This window comes from Pseudomonas sp. B13(2017) (genome assembly GCF_002113245.1).
In the GTDB taxonomy this organism is placed as follows: domain Bacteria; phylum Pseudomonadota; class Gammaproteobacteria; order Pseudomonadales; family Pseudomonadaceae; genus Aquipseudomonas; species Aquipseudomonas putida_Z.
In genome coordinates, this window is the sequence record NZ_NEJX01000027.1 from 43,227 (window position 1) to 58,394 (window position 15,168).

Genomic DNA, 15,168 nt, shown 5'->3' on the forward strand with positions numbered 1-15,168 from the left:
ACGGCGTGAATCCGGGCTACCTGTGGAAACCCCATGAGCCAGACCCAGCACCTGATCATCTGTGAGTACTGTGACACGGTGTACCACCGTGCGCCGCTGCTCAAGCATCAGCGCGCCGTTTGCCAGCGCTGTGGCGGCGTGCTGTACCGGCACACCTCGCTGACCGTGCAGCAGCGGCTTGCCCTGAGTGTGACGGGTGGCATCCTGCTGGTGTTCGCCAATTTCTACCCGGTGATGACCATCGGCATGCAAGGGCTCACCCATTCCGCGACATTATGGGACTCGGTGCAGATCCTCAGCCACGGCAGTATCACCTTCATCGCCCTGGTCATGGCCTTGTCGATCATCTTTGCGCCGGTGCTGCAGATTACCCTGTTGTGCTGGCTATTGAGTTTCGCCCTGGCCGGCCAGCGCGCCCCCGGCTTTGCCCTGTGCATGCGCAGCCTGGAGAGCCTGCGGCCGTGGAGCATGCTGGAGGTGTGCCTGCTGGGGGCGATGGTGGCGGTGATCAAGCTGGCGGGGTTGCTCGATGTGATACCCGGCATCGGCCTGCTGGCCCTGGCCGCCCTGAGCATGCTGATCATCCATGTCGCCGGCAAGGACATCCGCGACCTTTGGGAGCAGGTATGAATACCCCGGCCAATGCCGACGACCTGGGCCTGTGCCTGTGCCATGGCTGCGGCCAGGCCTGCGAACTGGGCAGCGGCAAGCACACCTGCGAGCGCTGTGGTGCCGCCATCCACCGGCGCAAGGCCAATGCCATCAGCCGCGGCTGGGCGTTTCTGCTGGCAGCGCTGGTTTTCTACATCCCCGCCAACCTGCTGCCGGTGATGCACACCGAAATGCTCGGCAGTGGCAGCGCAAGCACCATTGGCGGTGGTGTGCTGGAGTTCTGGGAGGCAGGGGCCTGGGACATCGCACTGATCATCTTCATCGCCAGTGTGGGCGTGCCGGCCATCAAGTTCTTTTCGCTCGGCCTGTTGCTGTTCACCGCCCAGCGCGGCTCTACCTGGGCCTGCCGACAGCGCTCGCAGCTGTACCGTTTCGTCGAGCTGATCGGCTACTGGTCGATGCTCGATGTGATGGTGGTGGCGCTGGTGGCGGCGCTGGTGCAACTGCGCGGGCTGGGCACCATCGAGCCGCGGGTGGGCATCCTGTTTTTCGGCATGGTGGTGGTACTGACCATGTTTTCTGCGATGAGCTTCGATCCACGCCTGATCTGGGATAGCCGTGCCAACGAGGGAGGCCGCATTGATGGTGCAACAGACTGACAAGCGCGAGGGCGCGGGGCAGGTTGAAGTGCACACCCGGCGCTGGAGTGTGTCGCTGGTATGGATCGTGCCGATACTGGCGATCTTGATCGGCGCTTCGCTGGTGGTGCGCAACTGGATGCAGCAGGGCCCGGTCATCGCCATTTCCTTCCACACCGGGGAAGGGCTGGTGGCGCACAAGACCCAGGTCAAGTACCGCAGCGTGGTGATCGGCGAAGTCACCACGGTGGACCTGGCCGACGACAAGAAGAGCGTGGTTGCCAAGGTCCAGCTGTCCAACGACGCCCGCGCGTTCGCCACCCAGGGGGCGCGCTTCTGGGTGGTGCGGCCACGCATTGGCGTGGGCGGCGTGTCCGGTGTGGACACGCTGCTGTCGGGCAGTTTCATCGGGGCGGATTCCGGCGAATCGAAAGTGCCGGAGAAGTCCTTTGTCGGCCTGGAGCTGCCACCGCCGATCACCTACGACGAAAAGGGCAAGCGCTTTGTCCTGACTGCCAGTGACCTGGGGTCGCTGGATATTGGCTCGTCGATCTACTACCGCAAGATCCCGGTGGGAGAGGTGGTGTCCTTTGCCTTGCAGGGCGATGGCAAGGGCGTGGAAATCGGCGTGTTCGTGCAGGCCCCCTACGACAGCTTCGTCACCGCCGATACCCGCTTCTGGAACGCCAGTGGCGTCGACATGCAGATCGGTGCCAACGGCCTGAAGATCGATACCGAATCACTGTCGTCGATCCTGGTGGGTGGGCTGGCCTTTGGCTCGCCCGACTTCGCCCCGCAAGCCGAGCCCGCTGCCGACCAGGCGCGCTTCCAGCTGTTTGCCGACCGCGACACCGCCCTGGCACCGCCCAGTGGCCAGGCGCAGTACCTGCAATTGCGCTTCGACCAGGCCATGCGCGGCCTGTCGGTGGGAGCGCCGGTGGAGTTCAAGGGGGTGGAGTTTGGCCGGGTCACTTCGGTCAAGCTCGACTACGATGCCACCCGGCAGAACTTCCCGGTGGTGGTCGATGCGGTGATCTACCCGCAGCGGTTGGGGCCGGTGCACCGCAAGATGCTGTCCGTATTCAAGCATGCCGAAGGCGACATGGATGGCGCACGCCGGCTGATCGGCACTTTCGTCGAGCACGGGCTGCGGGCCCAGGCGCGCAGCGGCAACCTGATCACCGGGCAGATGTTCATTTCCCTGGACTTCTACCCCGATGCCCCCAAGGTGGCCTTCGACAAGACCGCAGACCCTATCACCATCCCCACCTTGCCCGGCAGCCTGGAGCAGTTGCAGGAACAGCTGCAGCGGGTGGTGGAGCGCATCAGCAAACTGCCGCTGGAGAGCATCGCCAACAACCTGGACGGCAGCCTGCGAGAGTTGCGCGCCAGCCTCAAGCAGTTCAATGGCCAGACGCTGCCGGACGTGAAGGTGGCGCTGGACGAAGTGCACAAGACCCTGCGCACGGCCAATTCGGCCATTTCCGAGGACTCGCCGCAGCGCGAGCGGATGGGCGAAACCCTGGACGAACTGGAGCGCATGTCGCGTTCGCTGCGTGACCTTGCCGATTATCTGGGCCGGCACCCTGAGTCGCTGATACGCGGCCGACCGAAAGCGGCCGCTGCCGCCGACCTTGAACCCTGAGGAGACAGCCGATGCATCGACTGCGCAATGTGTGTGGCGCCGGCCTGCTGGCCGTGCTGTGGGGCTGCAGCAGTACCCCGAACAACTATCACACGCTGGTACCGAGCGAACCGGTGCGCGACGGTGGCCAGCGCATCCAGGTGGCGAGGGTGGCCGTGCCGCCGCAGGTGGACCGCCCGCAGTTGGTGGTGCGGCAAGGGCAGAGCGGCCTGGCCATCCTCGAGACGGAGTGGTGGGGGGCCAACCTGGTGGATGAGTTCCGCAGCGCTTTGCAGGACCAGTTGGGCGGGCCGGTGGGTGGCGGCAAGGCGTTGCTGTGGGTGGACGTGCAGCGCTTCGATAGCGTGCCGGGCCGCTACGCCTCGCTGGAGGCGGTATGGCGCCTGACGCGCCCGGGTGCGGCCGAACTGACCTGCCGTACCTCGCTGCAGACGCCCGCGGACAACAGCATCGCCAGCCTGGTCAACGCCCACCAGGCCAACCTGCGCAAACTGGCCGAGGCGGTGCGGGGGAGTGCCCGGCAGGGCAGCTGTGCCCAACCTGCCTGATGGCTGATTGATGCACGGTACTTGTGGGAGCGGCCTTGTGTCGCGAAAGGGCCGCGTAGCGGCCCCCGGATTTCAGCATCACGGCAGCAATTGCCGGGGCCGCCTTGCGGCCCTTTCGCGACACAAGGCCGCTCCCACAGAGTCCGCGGCTGCGGTCGCCTGACACTTCCTGTCGTTCCCGCCATTCATACATTTGTACAGGCCAGCGCCTGCGCACCTGCTTTTTTGCGATAGGCCATGCGCTGGCCCCTGTATACCCTTGCGAAGCGGCAATGTTGATTACTAATAATAAAAGGAGACAACCAATGCCGATTCAGTCGGAGCATGACCCGCGTCTCAAGCGTGCCCTCAAGACCCGGCACATCAGCATGCTGGCCCTGGGCGGTGTGATCGGGGCCGGTCTGTTCGTAGGGTCCAGCGCGGTTATCGCATCAACCGGCCCGGGTGCCTTCATCACCTATGCCATCACCGGCCTGATCGTCGCGCTGGTGATGCGCATGCTCGGCGAAATGGCCGCCGCGCACCCGGCCAAAGGTTCGTTCGTCGACTACGCCCGGTTGGCCTTCGGGCGCCCGGCCGGGTACATGACCGGTTGGCTGTACTGGTACTTCTGGGTGATCGTGGTCGGCTTCGAGGCCGTGGTCGGCGGGCAGATCATCAATGCCTGGCTGCCCGATATCCCGGTGTGGGCCATTGCCCTTGGCCTGATGGTAGGCATGACCTTGCTCAACCTGATGTCGGTGCACTCGTTTGGCGAGGCCGAATACTGGTTCGCCGGCATCAAGGTCGCGGCCATCGTGGTGTTTCTGGTCGTGGCCGGGTTGTACGTGTTCAACCTGTGGCCTGGCTCCAGCGCCAGTTTTGCCAACCTCACCCAGCATGGCGGCTTCCTTCCCCATGGGGTAGGCGCGTTGTTCACCGGGGTGGTGGTGGTGATTTTCTCCATGACCGGTGTGGAAGTCGCCACCCTCGCGGCGGCCGAATCGGAAGACCCGTCGCGCAACATCCGCAAGGCGGTGAACACGGTGATGCTGCGCATCCTGGTGTTCTTCGTGCTGGCGACGTTCTTCATCGTGGTGGCACAGCCATGGACCTCGATCACCCCCGGCAAGTCGCCGTTCGTGACCACCCTGGAGCATATCGGCATTCCCGGCGCAGGCGACATGCTCACCGTGGTCATCCTGGTGGCGGTGCTGTCGGTACTCAATGCCGGGCTGTATACCTCGTCGCGGTTGCTCTATGTGCTGGCCTCCAACGGTGAGGCGCCACGCTGGGTGGCCAAGGTCAGCGGCAATGGCGTACCCGTACGCGGGGTGATTGCCTCGACCCTGGTGGGCTATGGCTGCGTGGTGATTGCGGCGCTGTGGCCGGATACCGTGTTCCAGTTCCTGATCAACTCGTCCGGCACGGTGTTCCTGTTCGTCTACCTGGTGATCTGCCTGTCGCAGCTCAGGCTGCGGCGCAAATGGGTGGCGGAAGGTACGCTGAAGTTCGCCATGTGGGGGCATCCGTGGTTGCCGTTGCTGGTGACCGGGTCGATCGTGGCGGTGCTGGTGAGCATGGCCTTCGACCCGAGCATGCGGGTGAGCCTGGGGCAATGCGTGGTTGCGATTGTGGTGATTGCGGTTTCGTATGCGATGGTGCGGGGGCCGCGGGGGCAGCAGCCTGGTGCAGAGGTTGGGTTGAATTAAGGTGTATCTGGGGCCGCTTTGCGGCCCATCGCGACACAAGGCCGCTCCTACAAGGGGATCGCATCAGGTCGGACCTGTATGCGATCTCCTTGTAGGAGCGGCCTTGTGTCGCGACAGGGGCGCAAAGCGCCCCCAAGGGCCTAGACCAGATGCTCGAACAGGTCGGTATTCTTCCCCGCCTGAATCGCAATCCAGAACCGCGCAATCCCGCCGGTAGTGGTCGGCTTGATCCCGGTAAGCTGCTCCACCAGCTTCAGCCGGTACACCAGCGTCTGCCGGTGAATCCCCAAATCATACGCCGTGGCTTTCCAGTTGCCGTCGTTGTGCAGAAAGGTGACCAACGTCTGCAGCAGCGCCGCACCCTGGGTGCGGTCATGCTCGATCAGCGGCCCCAGGTAACGCCCCACCAGCGCCCGCGCCTCGGCCAGCGACTTGGGCGCCATGATCAGGCCGGTTTCCGCCTCGCCATAGCGCAGTTGCTGCGCGCCACTTTCCTCGGCCTGGGTCAGCGCCAGGCGGGCTTGGCGCACGCTCTCGCGAAAGCCGGTGGCCGCCGCGATCGGCCCGCTGATACCAATCACCGTACCCTCGCCGAGGTTGTGGCACAGCGCCGTCAGGCTTGGCGCGTCGTCACGGCTGATCGCCAGCAGCAGGCCTTTGTCGTCGAGCAGTAGCGGCGTGGAGTGATGCAGGGCAGGGGCCTGGTGGATGTCGGCGCTGCTCCACGGGCCGTGGCTTCCCGGCCTGATCGCCAGGCTCACCAAGGTGCCGACCAGGCCACGACGCTCCAGCATCGGCCGCGCCAGGCTGAACTCCGTCTCGCTGTCGAGCAGGCTGCGCAGCAGCGCTGCGCCTTCTTCGCGCTGCTGGTCGCGGTGGATCATCAGGCGTTCCAGTTCCACCCCCAGCAAGCCGACCAGCGAGCGCACCAGGATGGCGTCATCCTGCGTGCGGGTGCCTTTGCGCGCCATCAGCAGGTTGGCGCGGGCGCGGCCGCCGATCGGGATGCGTTCCACCCGCTCGGCAGCCTGCGCGGCCCGGCGGGTTTCGACCACGGTGGTGCCGCTGGGGGCATCCTCGATGGCCAGGTCGAGGCCGAGGGTGTCGGCCAGGATCGCCAGGCGCCCAGCCATGTCGGGGGCTTTGCGCAAGGCGTCGGCGTAGGTCTGGAACAGCCGCTCGCTGGCGTTGAAACGCTCGCGCTGGGCCTGCAGTACGCTCTCGATCACGTAGTGCGACAGCTTTACGAACTCCAGTTCGAAGCTGCCATGCAGCACCGGGAACAACAGGCGGTCGGCGGCGGCCAGCAGTTCGCCGGACAGCGCCGGCGCATCGGCCCGCGGCGCCACCACCAGGGCACTGGGGTTGCTCTGCACCAGTTGCTCCAGCCAGCTCACCTGGTCTGCCGGGGCGCTGGGCAGGCCGACGCCGGTGGTCATCACCAGGTCGCCTGGCGATACCCAGCGCCAGGGGTCTGGCAAGTCGACGGTGTGGGCCCAGGTGATCAGCCTGCCGGTGCCGGCCGCGCCAGCCACGGCCTGCAACTTGAGCAGTTCGATATCGATCAGGTCCTGCACCGTGAGCATGGGCATCTCTCATTCCAAAGATGCGCCAAGCATGGCGTTTTACGCTGGGGCGGTAAACCTTTGTTCGCGGTGCTGGGCCAGTGGGGCTGCTTTGCAGCCCATCGCGACACAAGGCCGCTCCTACAAGGCAATCAGTTCAGGCGTCCAGCGTTCTGTGTCTTGCCACTACTGACCGTCTCCTGCCCCCGCTCGGCCTTGTCCAGCGGCAGGTGGTCGAACTCGCGCAGCCCATCCTTGCGGTACGGGTCGCCAATCCAGCGTGGTGCCACCACGAACTGCGGGCTCACCAGGCTCTTGGCCGGTTCGTAACGGTCATAGCTCAGCCCGGCCAGGTCGGACAGGGTATGGATCAGGTGCGAGCTGCTGTAGGGCCGGTCGGCCATCGCCTGCAAGTCGCGCGGGTGCTCGGCCTGCCAGCTGGGCGAAGTCCACAGCAAAAACGGGATGGTGTACATCGGCCGGGTCGGCGCGCCTTCGTTGCGCCCCAGGCGGTCGTGGTTGCCAGAGCTGTACACATCTTCCCCATGGTCGGACAGGTACAGCAGGAAGCCATTGGAGGTACTGGCCGAGTAACGCTTGATCAGGCTCGACACCACGTAGTCGTTGTAGCGCACCGCGTTGTCGTAGAAGTTGTAGGTTTCCACCTGGTCATCGGTCAGCTTGCCGGGCACCCCCTGGCGGTCGTTGAAGTGCGCGTAGTCGTTCGGGTAGCGGTAGCGATAGTCCATGTGCGTACCCAGCAGATGCACGATGATGAACTTGTTCGGCGCCGGGTCCTGCAGGGCCTTCTCGAATGGCGTCAGCACCACGTCGTCGTACTGGCTGGCATTCTGGTTGCGCTGGTTGTTCAGGTACACCGGCGCGTCCGTCTGCTGCGAGAAGGTGGTCAGCATGGTGTTGCGCTTGGTCATGGTCTGCTGGTTGGTGATCCAGAAGGTCTTGTAGCCGGCCTGTTTCATCAGGTTGATCAGCGACGGGTCGGTGAGGAAGCGGTCCGGGTTCTGCTCGTCGCCGAAGGTGAGGATCTGCTGCATCACTTCGATGGTGTACGGGCGTGGTGACACCACGTTGCGGAACACCGTCAGGCTCTTGTCGCTGGCGGCCAGCGCATCGAGGTTGGGCGTGGTATCGCGGTTGTAGCCGTACAGGTGCATGTGCTCGCGGGTGGTGGATTCGCCCAGCACCAGCACCAGCGTGCGCGGCGCTGCACCGCTGCTGTCCCGCAGGTTTTGCAGGGGCGGCAGCGCGGCGTTCTTGGCCAGCAGCTCCTGCATGTTGTCCAGCTGCTGGCGGTACTGGCGGTAGCCGACCAGCAGTTGCCAGGGCACGGCGGGCTCCATGCGCTGCTGCACCTTTTCCGCCGCGTCGGCGAAGCTGCGTTCCTGGGTGACCATCTGCTTGTAGAACGGGTACACCAGGTTGGCCAGCAGCAACAGGGCGACCACCGGCAGGCGGCTGCGCAGCGGCAGGCTGACCGGGCGTACGCGCTTCCACAGCAGCACCGCCACCAGCGTGTACAGCAGCAGTGCCAGGCCCAGCCAGGCGCTGAAGTACTGGCTGAAGTACTCACCGGCTTCGGCGGTGTTGGACTCGAACATCACGAAGATGACGCTTTGCGAGAACTCCTGGCGATAGATGCCGAAGTAGCTCAGGCCCACCAGCGAAGCAGCCCACAACACCAGGCCGATGACCGCTGCCGTGGCGCGAGTGAAGCGCGGCAGCAGCAGTACCGGGGCCAGCCACAGGCTGCTGAGGAAGAATGCATCGCGAAAACCGGCGAACCCGGTGGTACCACTGAACAGCAGCAACGCCTGGGTCACGCCCGAGAAGTACCAGAAGAACAGCAAAAGCCAGCCCAGGCCGGCCCAGTCCACGCGTTTGGGCGAGGAGGGGGATGGAGTGTGTGACACGTATGCCTCGTCGTACTTGGCGGCCAGCGGATGTGCCCGTGGCCGGAAAGGGCGTGACGCTAATCTGCCGAGCGTGAAAATAACGTCAACGAGACGCTGGCCCAGGCAAGGTATGATGTGTTCAGCCAAACCGGACTGACAGGTCGAGTGAGAATGAACCGTCGCAAGAAGATCAAGCAGCTACTGCAGGCGCATGCCAAGAAGGCCAGCGCCAAGCTGGCGCCGCGCAAGCCCAAGTACATTTGCAAGGCCGACCGTTTGAAGATGGAGGCCGAGGCGGCGGGGGATACCCCCACCTGACTGACTGGCGCGGACCTTGTAGGAGCGGCCTTGTGTCGCGATCGGGCCGCAGAGCGGCCCCGGCGATATCTGCTTCAATGCTGAAATCGTGGGGCCGCTTTGCGGCCCGATCGCGACACAAGGCCGCTCCTACAGGGGGCGCGTTGGCTGCTTGCGGTCAACGGCGATAGTAGCGGTAGTCATCGTTGTAGCGGTGGTGCATGGCCCGCTCATGGCGGTGCTCCCAGTCGCGGCGCCGTTCCCAGTCGCGTCGGCGTTCCCAGTCTCGCCGGCGCTCCCAATCACGGCGGGCCTGCTCGCGGCGCCATTGTTCGCGGCGCCAGTCGCTGCGGTGGTCATGCCAGCGGTCGTCATCGTGGGCCAGCAGCGTGGCTGGCTGTTCATCGGCCACACTGGCCACCCTGGACCAGGGGTTGCCGGCAGGCTGCAACGGTGATTGAACCGCCGGGGCTGCCACTACGGGCGCCTTCATTTGTGTTGCCGATGCCGTGCCCATCGCCGCGCACGAGAACAGGCCGAGCAGCATCAACCTTGCGACATGTATTTTCATGAGCGAAGCCAACCTCTGATAACAATTGAGCCATCTGGCCAGCAGGTGGTCGGCGAAGCTTGTCTCGCGTTCCGCTACCTTTCTGTGCCTCCCACATAGACCGGTAAACGGGAAAAAGTTCGCAGCGGCAACAACTTGTAGAACTTCTGCGCTTCAAAACAGATAGTCGGTTGGCGCGCCCCCCTGTGGGAGCGGCTTCAGCCGCGAACACCGGCGCAGCCGGTGCCATGCACCGTTAGCCCAGGGCGGCCGCCTGTTGCAGGTTCAGCGAACGGGTTTCCGGAGCCAGGGCCCAGGACAGCAGCAGCCCGAAGAACGTGATGGCAGCGGCCACGTACATGGTTTGCGCAATACCCAGCACGTCTAACGAAACCGGCACCAGGTAGGTACCCACTGCCGCGCCGATGCGCGAGACGGAGGTGCCCATGCCGACCGCGAAGGCGCGGATCTCCGTGGGGAAGATTTCGTTCGGGTAGACCAGCGTCAGCACCTGCGCACCACCAATGAACAACGCATACAGGGCGAAGAACACCAGGATCCAGATACCCGCGCTGCTGTGGAACGCGCCCAGGCACAGCAAGGCCAGGCCCGACACCAGGAAGCTGTAGAGCAACAGGTTGCGGCGGCCGATGACGTTGATCAGGCGGGTGGCGACCATGCAGCCGACCACGAAGAACAGCGTGATCAGTACCGAACCGATCGAGGCGCTGTCACCTTTCACATTCAGCGCCGCCAGCACCTTGGGCGCAAACGCATAGACCGAGAACAGCGGGATGATGCAACAGGTCCAGAACACGATGACGAACAGCATGCGCTTGCCATAACCGGCATACAGCAGGCTCCAGATGTTCACTTTGTGCTCGGTGCCCTGCTCGGGCAGGTTGCGCAGGGAAAAGTCATTGCCATATACCGCCTTGATCACCTGTTCTGCCTCGGCGCTGCGGCCTTTGCTCAGCAGCCAGCGCGGTGATTCGGGGGTGCCGATACGGACCATGAAAAGGGCCAGGCCAATGGTCGCGGAGCTGGCCAGTACCAGGCGCCAGGCGTCCTCGGCACCGGTGCGCAGCAGCAGTTCGCCGACGATGTAGGCAGCCGCTGCACCGGCAAACCAGAGGATGGTGAGCATGGCCAGGCGTGGGCCGCGGTACTTGCGGGGCATGAACTCGACCAGCAGCGAGGTGGCAACCGGGTATTCGATGCCGACCGCAATGCCGATGACCAGCCGCAGCAGGAAGATGGCCAAGGCCGAGTCGGCCCAGAACTGCCCGAGCGAGGCGACGATGAACAAGGTTGGCCCGACGAAGAACAGGCGCTTGCGGCCAAGGCGATCGGTCAGCCAGCCGCCGAGGAAGCCGCCAAAGAAAATGCCGATCAGCGCCGAGGCGGCGATCAGGCCTTCCCAGAAGCTGTTCAATGACAACGCAGTGCTGATGTGCGTCAGGGCGACGCCGATAATGCTCAAGACATAGCCATCGACGAACGAGCCACCGCCAGAGCGCAGCGTGAGAAGTTTGTGGAACCTGTTCAGCGGTACATCTTCGACTGAGATATGTGGACTTGTCATTCTTGTCTCCCGATATGGGTTTTCGAGTAAAAGGGCAGCGCGGCCTCCAAAGCGGGGCCGTGAAGCCATCTCGAAAATTCAGTGATCGATGGCTATACGATTGTTTTTATTGTCAGTGCCGGGGACGGCTTGTTCAGAAACCTTCCTTGCGCGCTCCTTGAATTTCAAATTTCATAGCGCACTTCTTTTGAAGGTGGGTGGCCGAAGAACGCACTGTAGGACCTGCTGAAGTGGGTGCACGACACAAAGCCGCAGGCGATGGACACATCGAAGATCGATGCATTGGAGTTCTGGATCAGGCGCCGCGCTTCGGTAATGCGCAACTGGAAGTAGTATTTCTGCGGGGTGGTGTCGAGCTGGTCCTTGAACAGGCGCTGCACCTGGCGTACGGACAAACCGACAGCCTGGGACAACTGCCCGGGTGACAGCGGCTCTTCGAGGTTGGCCTCCATCAGCTTGATGATTTCGCGCAGGGGCCGGCTGACCTTGGGCTGCAGGGGTTTTTGCACGCTGCGGAACTTGCTTTGGTCGTGGTCCAGCGTGTCGAGCACCGCATCGGCGAGCGCGTGGCTGCAGCCAATGTTCAGCCACTGCAGCATCATTTCGAAGGCGCCCGCCGGCGAGGCGGCGGTCAGCCGGTCGCGGTCGAGCACCAGGGCATCGTGGGTGACCAATGCGTGCGGCACCCGCTCGGCCAGGGCAATGCGCTGCTCGGGGTGGATGGCGCAGCGGTAGCCGTCGAGCAGGCCGGCGCTGCCCAGGTACCAGGCGCCGTTCCACAAGCCGCCCAGCACCACCGGGAACCTGGCCAGCCGCTTCAGCAGGGCGGTCAGCCAGCCGGGTACCGTGCGCGCGGCCCGCAAGCCACCGCAGACCACCATGATGTCCAGGTCGCACAGGCGCACATCGGTCAGCGGCGTGTCTGGGCGAATGGGGATGGCCAGGTCGCTCATCACTTCGTTGTGGTTGTGGCTGAAGGTATGCACCCTGATCGAGCCAGGGGCGATCAGGTTGGCGGTGACCAGCACATCCAGCGCCTGGGTGAAACTGGGCAGGGAAAAGTTCTCCAGCAGCAGAAAACCGACCCGCGACGGCTTGGGGCGCGTGATGGGTTGTGCCATGAACCCCAGGTTGCGCTCTTTGAAGGTGTGGCTGAATGTTCTTGTAGTTATTGTCATGTGTCACCCAGATGCCGAGGCCCGAGGTTCGGCTGACTAATAGAGTGAAAGCCATTCCAGGCGGGTGGATCTGGCATACAGGTCGGCGACTAATGTATGGGTGCAGCAAGGATGAAGTCCAACGACATTTTGTGCGGTTTCTTTGATAACCCAGTGTTATTGGTGAATTCGGCGATTCTTCGCATAACCCAAGGTTATGCGTAAAGTAATTTAAGTGCCGATGTGTTTTTTTACCTGCTGTGTACGATTCAAGTGTCCTGTACGCGGAATGAGGAGAACACACCAGGATGTCACAGCGGCAAGTTGATCCCGATACCCTGTTACTTCGCATGCCTTCGTTACGTGCTGTCAAAGCGTTTGTCGCGGCAGCCAAGTACCAGAGTTTCACCCGGGCCGCAGAGGCGCTGTGTGTGTCGCAGGCGGCGATCAGCCGGCAGATTCGTGAGCTGGAAACATACCTGAGCGCCCAGTTGTTTGAACGTGTGGGCCGTGCGGTTGAACTTACCCCGGCAGGTTCGGTGTTTTTCGAGGCGTCGCAGTTGTCATTCGTCAATATTGCCCAGGCGGCGGAGCGGATACGCCACACGCCGCTGGAAAAGCACGTGCTGACGATTTGTTGCTCCCCGGCGTTTTCCGCGTTCTGGTTGTCGCATCACATCAACGAGTTTCGCGCCAACAACCCGGATATCGAGCTCAACCTGATCACCACGCAAAACTTTCTGACGCGGGAGCCCGGTGTGGAGCCGGATGTGATCATCTCCAAGTTTGCCAATGTGGGTGATGCCTACACCATCTACCCGCTGTGCCATGACGTGATTTACCCGGTGTGCACGCCGCAGTACCTCGCGCGTCACCCCGAGATCGGCACGCTGCAAGGCCTGTGCAACAGCGCGCTGCTGGACTTGAGCCCGTACGGCCGGGCTGGTGTGGCCGAGCATGTGGACTGGAGTGTGTGGCTGGCATTCCACAACGTGGACATCGATGAGCGTGGCGCCGACAGCCCGCCACTGTTCCACGCCAATGACTACAGCCTGATCATCAACATGGTGCTGGCCCACCAGGGGGTTGCCCTGGGCTGGAACCAGCTGGTGGCCAGCCTGGTCGAGCAGGGCCGGTTGACCAGGCCGGTGCGTGAACAAGTCACGTTGCGCAACAGCCTGCATTACCTGGCCTGCAAGGAAAATACCGATTACGACGCCTGCGGGCGGGTACGCGACTGGGTGTTGTCAAAGTTTACCTGGTGGAAAGTCTGAAACCGTCAATGCATAACAACGCATCATGAATTGTGCTTTGAAAATGTCGTTTGAAGCGGGCAGGGCTGAAGTTTAACTTGCGAGAAAGTTTCAGTTGGCTGGTTACAAGAATAATGGTTCGGTAATTGTCAGCGGTTGTCGTGAACACCGTGTGGCTGGAGGATAATAATGAATAGCAATGAATCCGTCATTGGCCTGATCAAACAGCGCAAACCGCGGCATGTATTGCCCCGGGAACTGTATCTGGACCCGGAAGTGTATCGTCAGGACCTTGAGCAAATCTGGCACAAGGATTGGGTCTTCGCCGGCCATACATTCGAGATTCCCAAGGCCGGCCAGTATTTCACCCTGCAGATCGGCGACTACCCGGTGGCTGTCGTGCGTGGCAAGGACGGCGAAGTGCGCGCGTTCCACAATGCCTGCCGCCACCGCGGTGCCAAGGTGTGCGAACACGCTGCGGGTAAAGTCGCCAAGCTGGTGTGCCCTTACCACAAGTGGACATTCGAGCTGGATGGCAACCTGATCTATGCCGGCAACATGGGCGCGGATTTCGACAAGTCGCAATACAACCTCAAGCCGGTGCATGTGGAGGTCGTCCACACCTACATCTACGTGTGCGTGGCGCAACAGGCGCCGGACTTCAGCAGCTTCCGCGCGGCGGTCAGCCCCTTCATCGCCCCGCACGGCCTGGAAAACTGCAAGGTCGCCTTCGAGTCCAACCTGATCGAGAAGGGCAACTGGAAGCTGGTGTTCGAAAACAACCGCGAGTGCTACCACTGCGACGGCACCCACCCCGAGTTGCTCAACTCGTTCGTCGAGAACCTGTCGGTGGCCGGTGTGGGCGGTGACGATGATCCGGAGCTGGTGGCCCACTGGACCCGCTGTGAAACGGCGGGCATGCCCAGCCGCCTGGTCATGGACCCACTGGGGCGCTTCCGCATGACCCGCATCCCGCTCTCGGCCGGCGCCGTCAGCTACACCATGGACGGCAAGCCCGCCGTCAACGGGCGGTTGGACAGCAGTGGCGAGGCGGATATCGGTGCTTTGCTGTACTTCAACTATCCCTCTACCTGGAACCATTTCCTTGGCGACCACGCGCTGAGTTTCCGCGTGCTGCCGATTGGCCCGGGGGAAACCTTGGTGACTACCAAGTGGCTGGTGCCGGAGTCGGCGGTGGAAGGGGTCGACTATGACCTCGACCGGTTGACCAAGGTATGGCTGGCGACCAACGACCAGGACCGCCGCTTGGTGGAAGGGACCCATGCGGGCGTTTCTTCGCCCAGCTATGAACCCGGGCCGTTCTCGGAGAATGCCGAGAACGGGGTGTGCCAGTTCGATGACTGGTACTGCGCGACCATGCTCGAGCGGCTGAGTGGGCGTGTGCCGTTGAAATCGGTGGGCTGAACATCCGTGCATGCTCGCGAAGCAGGCGACGCGGTGGATGGCACCGGCTTCGCCGGTGTTCGCGGCTAAAGCCGCTCCCACAGGTACAGCGTGAGCCCGAAAGCCTGCGCCGTACCTGTGGGAGCGGGTTCACCCGCGAAGCAGACTGCGCGGTGGATGGCACCGGCTGCGCCGGTGTTCGCGGCCACGGCCGCTCCCACATCTATGGTCCTCCCAGTTTCTGCAATACTGAATCTGGATGCGTAGTTGGCTTGCCGCAATCTATTCGGCGTCGAAGGGTTAAGGTTCG

General features: G+C 63.1%; 13 protein-coding genes. 8 read left to right on the forward strand and 5 right to left on the reverse strand.

Annotated features, from left to right (window positions below; all coding sequences use genetic code 11):
• Nucleotides 1-33 precede the first annotated feature (33 nt).
• The 5 genes from CAG44_RS25495 (at nt 34) to CAG44_RS25515 (ending at nt 5,134) form a co-directional block, all read left to right on the forward strand.
• The gene (locus CAG44_RS25495) at nt 34-630 is read left to right on the forward strand and encodes a paraquat-inducible protein A (protein ID WP_085693236.1); all 597 of its coding nucleotides are present in this window, start codon (nt 34-36) and stop codon (nt 628-630) included.
• Entirely contained in the window at nt 627-1,271 is a 645-nt protein-coding gene (locus CAG44_RS25500) for a paraquat-inducible protein A (protein WP_085592668.1), read from the forward strand. Before CAG44_RS25495 ends, CAG44_RS25500 begins: the two co-directional genes overlap by 4 nt.
• Nucleotides 1,255-2,895, forward strand: a complete 1,641-nt coding sequence (locus CAG44_RS25505; protein WP_085693237.1) for an intermembrane transport protein PqiB — start codon at nt 1,255-1,257, stop codon at nt 2,893-2,895. Before CAG44_RS25500 ends, CAG44_RS25505 begins: the two co-directional genes overlap by 17 nt.
• Nucleotides 2,896-2,906: 11 nt before the next feature.
• Nucleotides 2,907-3,443 carry a membrane integrity-associated transporter subunit PqiC gene (locus CAG44_RS25510; RefSeq protein WP_085693238.1) on the forward strand — a complete coding sequence of 179 codons (537 nt, stop codon included), beginning with the start codon at nt 2,907-2,909 and terminating at the stop codon, nt 3,441-3,443.
• A gap of 305 nt (nt 3,444-3,748) precedes the next feature.
• Complete coding sequence (locus tag CAG44_RS25515; RefSeq protein ID WP_085618504.1) at nt 3,749-5,134, forward strand: amino acid permease; 1,386 nt, start codon at nt 3,749-3,751, stop codon at nt 5,132-5,134.
• A 140-nt stretch (nt 5,135-5,274) separates the two neighbouring features.
• On the opposite strand, the gene CAG44_RS25520 is transcribed toward CAG44_RS25515, so the two are convergent.
• Together CAG44_RS25520 and CAG44_RS25525 are read right to left on the reverse strand one after the other, a co-directional pair.
• Nucleotides 5,275-6,726: a PucR family transcriptional regulator gene (locus CAG44_RS25520; RefSeq protein WP_238067708.1), complete on the reverse strand. Its 1,452-nt coding sequence runs from the start codon at nt 6,724-6,726 to the stop codon at nt 5,275-5,277.
• Nucleotides 6,727-6,851: 125 nt separating this feature from the next.
• Nucleotides 6,852-8,630 (reverse strand): phosphoethanolamine transferase CptA, encoded by a 1,779-nt coding sequence (locus tag CAG44_RS25525; RefSeq protein ID WP_085592656.1) that lies wholly within the window; start codon nt 8,628-8,630, stop codon nt 6,852-6,854.
• Nucleotides 8,631-8,783: 153 nt separating this feature from the next.
• Between CAG44_RS25525 and CAG44_RS25530 the strand changes: the two genes are divergently transcribed.
• Complete coding sequence (locus tag CAG44_RS25530; protein WP_023662626.1) at nt 8,784-8,930, forward strand: DUF2986 domain-containing protein; 147 nt, start codon at nt 8,784-8,786, stop codon at nt 8,928-8,930.
• 157 nt (nt 8,931-9,087) lie between these two features.
• Here CAG44_RS25530 and CAG44_RS25535 read toward each other — a convergent pair whose 3' ends face one another.
• From CAG44_RS25535 to CAG44_RS25545, 3 genes are all read right to left on the reverse strand, one after another.
• Entirely contained in the window at nt 9,088-9,456 is a 369-nt protein-coding gene (locus tag CAG44_RS25535; RefSeq protein ID WP_085592654.1) for a hypothetical protein, read from the reverse strand.
• Between the two features lie 259 nt (nt 9,457-9,715).
• Entirely contained in the window at nt 9,716-11,044 is a 1,329-nt protein-coding gene (locus CAG44_RS25540; RefSeq protein WP_085693240.1) for an MFS transporter, read from the reverse strand.
• 164 nt (nt 11,045-11,208) lie between these two features.
• Nucleotides 11,209-12,222: a GlxA family transcriptional regulator gene (locus CAG44_RS25545; RefSeq protein WP_085693242.1), complete on the reverse strand. Its 1,014-nt coding sequence runs from the start codon at nt 12,220-12,222 to the stop codon at nt 11,209-11,211.
• A gap of 329 nt (nt 12,223-12,551) precedes the next feature.
• Here CAG44_RS25545 and CAG44_RS25550 point away from each other — a divergent pair, with 329 nt between their 5' ends.
• Together CAG44_RS25550 and CAG44_RS25555 are read left to right on the forward strand one after the other, a co-directional pair.
• On the forward strand, nt 12,552-13,475 hold the full coding sequence (locus tag CAG44_RS25550; RefSeq protein ID WP_249352826.1) for a LysR family transcriptional regulator: 924 nt from the start codon (nt 12,552-12,554) through the stop codon (nt 13,473-13,475).
• A 168-nt stretch (nt 13,476-13,643) separates the two neighbouring features.
• Nucleotides 13,644-14,879, forward strand: coding sequence for an SRPBCC family protein (locus tag CAG44_RS25555; protein ID WP_025338653.1), 1,236 nt, complete (start codon nt 13,644-13,646; stop codon nt 14,877-14,879).
• The last annotated feature ends 289 nt before the right edge of the window (nt 14,880-15,168 follow it).

What these genes read in the sequence shown, in the direction of transcription:
- CAG44_RS25555 (WP_025338653.1), top strand. Translation starts at nt 13,644, where the DNA reads ATGAATAGCAATGAATCCGTCATTGGCCTGATCAAACAGCGCAAACCG.
- CAG44_RS25515 (WP_085618504.1), top strand. Translation starts at nt 3,749, where the DNA reads ATGCCGATTCAGTCGGAGCATGACCCGCGTCTCAAGCGTGCCCTCAAG.
- CAG44_RS25535 (WP_085592654.1), bottom strand. Translation starts at nt 9,456, where the DNA reads ATGCTGCTCGGCCTGTTCTCGTGCGCGGCGATGGGCACGGCATCGGCA.
- CAG44_RS25545 (WP_085693242.1), bottom strand. Translation starts at nt 12,222, where the DNA reads ATGACAATAACTACAAGAACATTCAGCCACACCTTCAAAGAGCGCAAC.
- CAG44_RS25500 (WP_085592668.1), top strand. Translation starts at nt 627, where the DNA reads ATGAATACCCCGGCCAATGCCGACGACCTGGGCCTGTGCCTGTGCCAT.
- CAG44_RS25530 (WP_023662626.1), top strand. Translation starts at nt 8,784, where the DNA reads ATGAACCGTCGCAAGAAGATCAAGCAGCTACTGCAGGCGCATGCCAAG.
- CAG44_RS25510 (WP_085693238.1), top strand. Translation starts at nt 2,907, where the DNA reads ATGCATCGACTGCGCAATGTGTGTGGCGCCGGCCTGCTGGCCGTGCTG.
- CAG44_RS25495 (WP_085693236.1), top strand. Translation starts at nt 34, where the DNA reads ATGAGCCAGACCCAGCACCTGATCATCTGTGAGTACTGTGACACGGTG.
- CAG44_RS25520 (WP_238067708.1), bottom strand. Translation starts at nt 6,726, where the DNA reads ATGCCCATGCTCACGGTGCAGGACCTGATCGATATCGAACTGCTCAAG.
- CAG44_RS25540 (WP_085693240.1), bottom strand. Translation starts at nt 11,044, where the DNA reads ATGACAAGTCCACATATCTCAGTCGAAGATGTACCGCTGAACAGGTTC.
- CAG44_RS25505 (WP_085693237.1), top strand. Translation starts at nt 1,255, where the DNA reads ATGGTGCAACAGACTGACAAGCGCGAGGGCGCGGGGCAGGTTGAAGTG.
- CAG44_RS25550 (WP_249352826.1), top strand. Translation starts at nt 12,552, where the DNA reads ATGCCTTCGTTACGTGCTGTCAAAGCGTTTGTCGCGGCAGCCAAGTAC.